Annotated in this window: 5 protein-coding genes and 1 pseudogene; 2 read left to right on the top strand and 4 right to left on the bottom strand. The window is 56.7% G+C overall.

The genetic code is table 11. From position 1 onward, the window contains the following. Positions 1 to 103: 103 nt before the first annotated feature. Positions 104 to 595 (top strand): annotated as a pseudogene (locus tag NKI66_RS31600) (IS630 family transposase); the annotation flags it as partial. An 86-nt stretch (positions 596 to 681) separates the two neighbouring features. On the opposite strand, the gene NKI66_RS31595 reads toward NKI66_RS31600, so the two are convergent. The 4 genes from NKI66_RS31595 to NKI66_RS31585 form a co-directional block, all read right to left on the bottom strand. Further along, positions 682 to 1,797, bottom strand: coding sequence for a mandelate racemase/muconate lactonizing enzyme family protein (locus NKI66_RS31595; protein ID WP_352753957.1), 1,116 nt, complete (start codon positions 1,795 to 1,797; stop codon positions 682 to 684). A 351-nt stretch (positions 1,798 to 2,148) separates the two neighbouring features. Then, entirely contained in the window at positions 2,149 to 2,301 is a 153-nt protein-coding gene (locus NKI66_RS32730) for a hypothetical protein (protein ID WP_502900988.1), read from the bottom strand. 711 nt (positions 2,302 to 3,012) lie between these two features. Further along, complete coding sequence (locus NKI66_RS31590; protein WP_352753955.1) at positions 3,013 to 3,384, bottom strand: response regulator; 372 nt, start codon at positions 3,382 to 3,384, stop codon at positions 3,013 to 3,015. Between the two features lie 48 nt (positions 3,385 to 3,432). After that, positions 3,433 to 4,446 carry a proline racemase family protein gene (locus NKI66_RS31585; protein WP_352753953.1) on the bottom strand — a complete coding sequence of 338 codons (1,014 nt, stop codon included), beginning with the start codon at positions 4,444 to 4,446 and terminating at the stop codon, positions 3,433 to 3,435. Between the two features lie 543 nt (positions 4,447 to 4,989). On the opposite strand from NKI66_RS31585, the gene NKI66_RS31580 reads away from it, so the two are divergent. Further along, a complete protein-coding gene (locus NKI66_RS31580) occupies positions 4,990 to 6,498 on the top strand; it encodes an aldehyde dehydrogenase (RefSeq protein WP_502900987.1) in 1,509 nt (502 codons plus the stop codon).

The raw sequence follows: 6,498 nt of genomic DNA, 5'->3' as shown, positions 1-6,498 counted from the left end.
CCCAAACCCTCGAGCGCATCGCCAATGGTTGGCCAAACAGCAACATCGAGGCGCTCATGCCTTGGAACTACCAGCGCTAAACGGCATCAGCTACGCGCTTACGATCAAGACCAACATGGCTCCACTGCGAGGTTGGGGGCCAAAGGGCAAGCGGCTGCGCGGCTTGGCTCCGTACGGCCACTGGCGCACGCTGACCTTCCTGGGCGCGCTGCGCTGGGATCGGCTCGCGGCGCCTTGCGTCTTCGACGGCCCGATCAACGGCCAATGCTTCCGTGCTTATGTCGAGCAGCAGCTCATCACCGTGCTGAAGCCCGGCGATATCGTCGTCATGGATAATATGGGGAGCCATAAGTCGGCGGCCATCAGGCAGATGATCAAGGCTGCCGGCGCCAGGCTCTGGTACCTGCCGCCCTACTCGCCGGATCTCAATCCGATCGAGCAGGCCTTCGCCAAGATCAAACACTGGATGCGCCAAGCTCAGAAGCGCACCGTCGAGGACACTTGGCGCCACATCGGCCACCTCGTCGAAACGATCGAGGCAGCCGAATGCAAGAACTACTTCCAAAACGCAGGCTATGCTTCCGTCAAAACGTGAAAGGATCTAGGTTTGGCTTCGGTTGTCTTGCCCGGCTACAGCCAGAGCTCGTAGGGAAGTCTCAGAAAGTTAGGCCGAGGTGAGTGCTAACGGTAGCTGGCGACTGGTTCTCCCAGAACATCCATCCGAGGCGCGACGCCTAGTCCCGGCGTATGAGGCGCTACGACGCGGCCGTCGATAACGTCAAATGCACCGTCGGCGGTCTTGCCCGAGAGCACGACTCGACTTTCAAGCACGCACCGCAAATACCGTTCCGGAATGGTCTGGCCCAAATGTACAATTGCAGCGAATGCAATGTCCGATCCAGCCGTTTCCTGGACACTCATTGTGTAACCCGCGGCAAGGCAGATATCACGGTGTCGACGCCCTTTTGTCAGTCCGCCATTCTTGGAGATCTTAAGTCCAACTCCCTCTGCCGCATCGTCAGCGATCAACTGGACGATTGATGCGTCATTAGTAGCCAATTCATCGGCGATAATGGGAACGTCGGTACGCCTGCGCAGCGATACGCATTCGCGCCAAGTCGCGCAGGGTGCCTCCAGTACGAAATCAAGACCATGCGGCAATAACCGCAGCATGCGAAGCGCCGTCTCGACCGTCATCCCACCGTTCGCGTCAACGATGAAGTACTCGCCAGACTTCTTGTCTGCGAGCGCACCTGCAATTCGAGCCGCGTCCTCAGCCGGGTCGCCACCGATCTTGACCGAATGGCCGATGTACCCCATCGCCCGATGCTCTGCGACACGGCTGCGCATAACGTCCGGTTCGTCCATGGAGATTGTTGAAATAACCGGCATCCTGAATTCTGTACGCCCCCCCAACAACTCGCATACCGGTAAACCTACGGACTTGCCGAATAGATCCCAGCAAGCGACATCGAGCGCTGTCTTGGCATGCTCATGACCTACGAGGGCTGCGTCCATCGCATCATTGATGCGATCGACACGTCTTGGGTCCAGGCCAATCAGCCGTGGCGCGATCTCGGCGATACCGGATCGAACACCCAAAGCATGAGATGCGACATAGGTCGAACCGAACGGAGTGCTTTCACCCCATCCTTCAAGCCCGTTTTCCGTCGTGATGCATACGATGGTTGCGTCGAAGGACCGGTACTCGCGGCCGCCCGACAACCGGTAGACACCACCCGAGTAAGGCAGGTCCACCTGGAAAACATCAATTGCCGCAATCTTCAGTTCTGACATCTGTATTTTCTCTTTCAACTCGGTATTATGAGCACATGAGGTTTCCGCTTTTCGATAGAAATTCTTGCTGGGCTTCTAGGATGTTCTTAAATGGGTATGCTTTTCCAACGAAAAGGCGGATCTCTCCGCTTTCGGTGTACTTTTCGAAAACGACATCGTCTTAGAATGTACAACCAAAGAAGCTGAAATACAGAGTCCGCATATCAAGTTCGACAAATGGGGTGCGATGGCCGCGGCGACCGCGTATTTTGCCCCTTTCTTTAAAACATCAAGGAGCTCTGCAAAAGCAGGGCCGGCAGTCACGTCCATGACCACGTCGGGGGCCTCACTGAGGAGATTTCAACGAGGCTTTCACCGGCGCCACGACTGAGCGAAAGCCCCGTCGCACTCCGAGCCAAACACCAAGCCATCCATCGGCCGGTAGTCGACATAGGAGCGAAAGATGTTTCGCACGATCACGCGCTCACCGATACGGCTCGAGTCCACCTCCTCTCCGACGACAATACGACCACAACAGTCCCTGCCCTGAATCTGCGGAAAACGACAGCGGAACTGCCCCTGATCAATCCAGGAACGCTATCGGAGGGGGAGGCTGTAAAACAACCGTATAAAAAGTCATGTGCCGCAGGATTAAATATTATCCGACGATGGCGGCCCCGCGGGGTCAGCCGGGATCTCATCTAACCGGTCTGGTCCGGACTTGGCGTACTGGCCAGCCGACGATGGGCGGATGGGATTTAGGTCTGCGACCTGTGTGATCACACAATCGCGAAAGATCTGGACGTCCTCTCTCGTTCAAACTCGGTATCAGTAACCACCAAGTGGTGTGCTCGTTTTACAGAATGATACCGAACTTAAATGTTATGAGCTGAACGAATAGAGCCGCGCATATAAGGAAGGATATCACTGCTGCACGGATTCCTTGTCTGACATAAGCTGGGCCTAACATCTCTCCTGAGTTGATTGGGAATTTTGGCATTGCTAATAGCTTCCCCATAGCGCCATGGAGTTCCTGCCACTTGCCAGAAGGATTTCTACCCTCAGACAGGGGCCGGAGATTGCCTCGAAGCTCCCAACCCCACTCCAGGACCAGAGCAGGTCCAAGCCGCAGGATACCGCGCTCAACCGCCGGTCTTCAAATGAGTATTGTTGGGCCTCCCGATGACCGTGGGTTATGACCCCTCCCAAACTTCTCGGTCTTTGCACGGCTGCAATCTAAGCCGCAATCAGCGCTGCCATGAGCCCAATCACACAGCGAGGATCAACCGGCTTCTCGAAGTACCTGACATCCTTGAGTTCATCAGGAATTGGGGAGCTCTTGAACCCCAGCACGAATATGCATGGTATTCGCCGCCGCCGCAGGTGCTCGGCCGCTATGAACGTGACCCTGCCTTGATCGTTCACGCTCAGGACTGCCCCGTCGATCAACTTTGAGGACGTGATGAAGTCGAGAGCGTCTTCGATCGTATCTACCGGTCGAATGACCTTTGCGCCGGCTGTTGCGAAGGATTTCGTTAAATCACAAGCGAACGTACGGTCATCCCCTGCAATGAATATGTTGCGGTTCTGGAGGTGAGGAACTCCCACGGGCTGACTCCTTACATCGGCGGATCAACTGGTTGCCCCCGCCAAGTGTTATCCAAGTGTGAACCCATTCCCCAATGGATCGTCTGGATCTACGACGAACTCGCTAAATCCGGTTAGAAAAGGTCGACAACTAATTTCGGGTATCACCGCAGGCAGCTGACCAACCTTGGTTTTCTCAAGAATGCGGGCATCGAAAAAGGTCCGGATGGAGCTTTCGTGCCTAAAACGCTCTTGAACTCCAAGCCTGCCCTTTGCATGCTCCACAGCCATGCGCGCGCAAGTACCGGTACCACACGGCGACCGGTCCGCCTGGGCCTGGCCGAGTATGACAATGTTACGGGCGTCTGTTAAGGTGCTCGATGCCGGAGCGGTCAGCATGGCGAGGTCTATCCCGTTGATATGAGGATGCTCCGGGTGCTGGAAACGGAATTGCTCCCTTGCTGCCTGGCGCAACGCCACGCCGGCCTTGATCAAGTCGGACGTATGTTCCGGGTCGATGGACTGGAAGCCTAGATCTGCCGCCTCAGCAATCACAAAAATATTGCCGCCATAACCGAAGTCGACGCGGACTTTGCCGTACTGGGGAACATCGACATACTGATCCAGCGCGAAAGCAAAAGATGCGACGTCGATGAGGGAAACCGCTTCCACATCGCCCGCATCGTTGGTTGCAACCGTTCCAACCACAAGCCCGGCAGGCGTATCTAACCGGACTTCCGTCTTCACGCCGGTTCGTGGAACCTGCCCAGTCTCCACCAGCATCCCGCATAGACCAAGCGATGCATGTCCGCACATATTGTAGAACTGGCCGCCGTCCATGTAGACCACACCGGCATGTGAAGTCGAATTCACGGGGGGTACGATCACACCGCCGAACATGTCGCGGTGCCCCCGGGGCTCGTTCATCGTCACCCGGCGGATCCAGTCAAAGTCGTTGATCAGATTGCCCATTCGTTCGGCCATCGTCGAACCCGGTATCCTCGGGAAACCCGAAACGACAAATCGGCTTGGCTCACCAGCTGTATGTGAATCGACAATTGACAATCTGTGGCTGAATTTCATGGCTTTTCGCTTTGCTGGTGTTGGCATCCGGCCAAACATTTTGCCGATGTGTACGGTGACCGCGATGAAACGTCGCCGTTGGAGACTGCCCTCAACGGGTTAGCGCCCGAATACGTACGACGCTTTGACTGAACGCCGTAGAATGGTCGCGACACATCCGTTGTATATTTGGCACGACCCGACCACACCTTTGCCAATGGCCAAACACGCGGTTGGTTTGGGAGGCCCCGGCGAGAGTCAACTTTCGTCAGTTGAGATGACTTGCGGCGCCTTCCCTTTCACGCCTCCATGCCGACACCCGGATAGGGTCATTGCTTCGGCGCGAAGCTGGTTAAGTTCGATAACATTTAGGCCTGCCGCGCATAACTTTTTATCCGGTTGTTTTAGTGTTTGCACGTCTCTAGCGTTCCTCAACGCCGCGCATCAGAGCCAGTTTCGACGGCTGGTTCAGCAAAGGTTGCCACCATCCTTCCGGCAATAGGATGGGCACGCACCCGGCGGCATGCAGGGCGAGCTCAAAAGATCATTGTTGTCGATGTCGTTATGACACGAGGGAGAACGGAAGTGCTGGATAAAGTCGACTACAAGACGCAGGCCAAATCGCTCGGACTGCCGACCAAGATGATTGTTGATGGAGTGCAGACGGTTGCTCTGTCCGGTAAAACGTTTAAGACCCGGAATCCTGCGACGGGCGAGGTCTTGGCTGAGCTTCCGGCAGGTTCGGCGGCCGATGTGGACAAAGCCGTAGCAGTTGCCCGGCAAGCCCTTGACGACGGTCGGTGGTCGAAACTGGCCCCGGCAAACCGAAAAAAGATTCTGCTCCGTCTCGCGTCCCTCGTTGAGGAAAATACGGCCGAACTGGCGCTTATGGAGAGCCTTGATAGCGGTAAGACGATTGGCGACTGTATCAACATCGACGTGCCCGAGGCGGTGAACAGTCTCAGGTGGCACGCGGAAGCGATCGACAAGATTTATGATCAGGTCGCACCTGCGAACGACGCGTCTCTTGGCCTCATCGTGCGCGAGCCGATCGGGGTGGTCGGAATCGTGCTGCCCTGGAATTTTCCGCTTTTGACCTTGGCTTGGAAGATTGGCCCAGCACTTGCAGCGGGGTGCACGATTATAGTTAAGCCTGCTGAAGAGACTTCACTAACGACATTGCGGGTGGCGGAGCTTGCACTGGATGCCGGGGTGCCTCCCGGCGTTTTCAACGTTGTGACAGGTGACGGTCCTGACGCCGGCGAGCCTATTGGGCGCCATCCGGGCATCGACGCAATTTCCTTTACAGGCTCGACTGATACCGGCCGGCGCTTTCTGAAGTACTCCTCCGAAAGCAACCTGAAGGAAGTCGTGCTGGAACTGGGCGGCAAGAACCCCTGCATCGTCATGGAGGACGCACCCGATCTCGATTCGGTGGCCGCTCATATCGCCAACGGCGCTTTCTGGAATATGGGCCAGAACTGCTCGGCGATCTCGCGCCTGTTCGTCCACGAGGACGTAAAGGATCGCCTGCTCGAGAAGCTGGCCGAAGTCGCCAAGACTTGGATTGTGGGAGACCCGCTGGACCCGGAGACCCGCATCGGGCCGCTTGTTTCGGTCACCCATTTCGAGAAGGTCAGCAGCTACCTCGAACACGACGGCAAGGTGATCACCGGCGGGAACGCGTTCAACGGCACAACAATTGAGCCCACAATCATCGAATTCCAGCGTCACGAGGGCCGGCACGTCAAGGAAGAAATCTTCGGGCCCATTCTCTCGGTGATCGCTGTGAAGTCCCTTGCGGAAGCAGTTAAGCTTGCCAATGAGACGGATTACGGCTTGGCGGCCTCTGTGTTCACTGGTGACGGCACGCGCGCGCTTCGTGCGGCGAGGGCAATCAAGGCAGGTACCGTCACCGTGAACTCCTACGGGGAGGGCGACGCCGCCACACCTTTCGGTGGGTACAAGCAGTCCGGTTTCGGCGGCCGCGACAAGTCCCTGCATGCACATGATCAATATTGCCAGATAAAGACCCTCTGGGTTGACCTGGTCAGCTCACACGGAGGTTTCTGA

Origin of the sequence: Mesorhizobium sp. M0518 (assembly GCF_040321125.1) — a bacterium.
Taxonomy (GTDB): Bacteria; Pseudomonadota; Alphaproteobacteria; order Rhizobiales; family Rhizobiaceae; genus Mesorhizobium.
This window is presented reverse-complemented; position numbering and strand designations above follow the sequence as displayed.

Bases quoted from the DNA above. Each gene is read 5' to 3' on its own strand.
- NKI66_RS31585 (WP_352753953.1), bottom strand. From the start codon at position 4,446: ATGAAATTCAGCCACAGATTGTCAATTGTCGATTCACATACAGCTGGT.
- NKI66_RS31580 (WP_502900987.1), top strand. From the start codon at position 4,990: ATGACACGAGGGAGAACGGAAGTGCTGGATAAAGTCGACTACAAGACG.
- NKI66_RS31595 (WP_352753957.1), bottom strand. From the start codon at position 1,797: ATGTCAGAACTGAAGATTGCGGCAATTGATGTTTTCCAGGTGGACCTG.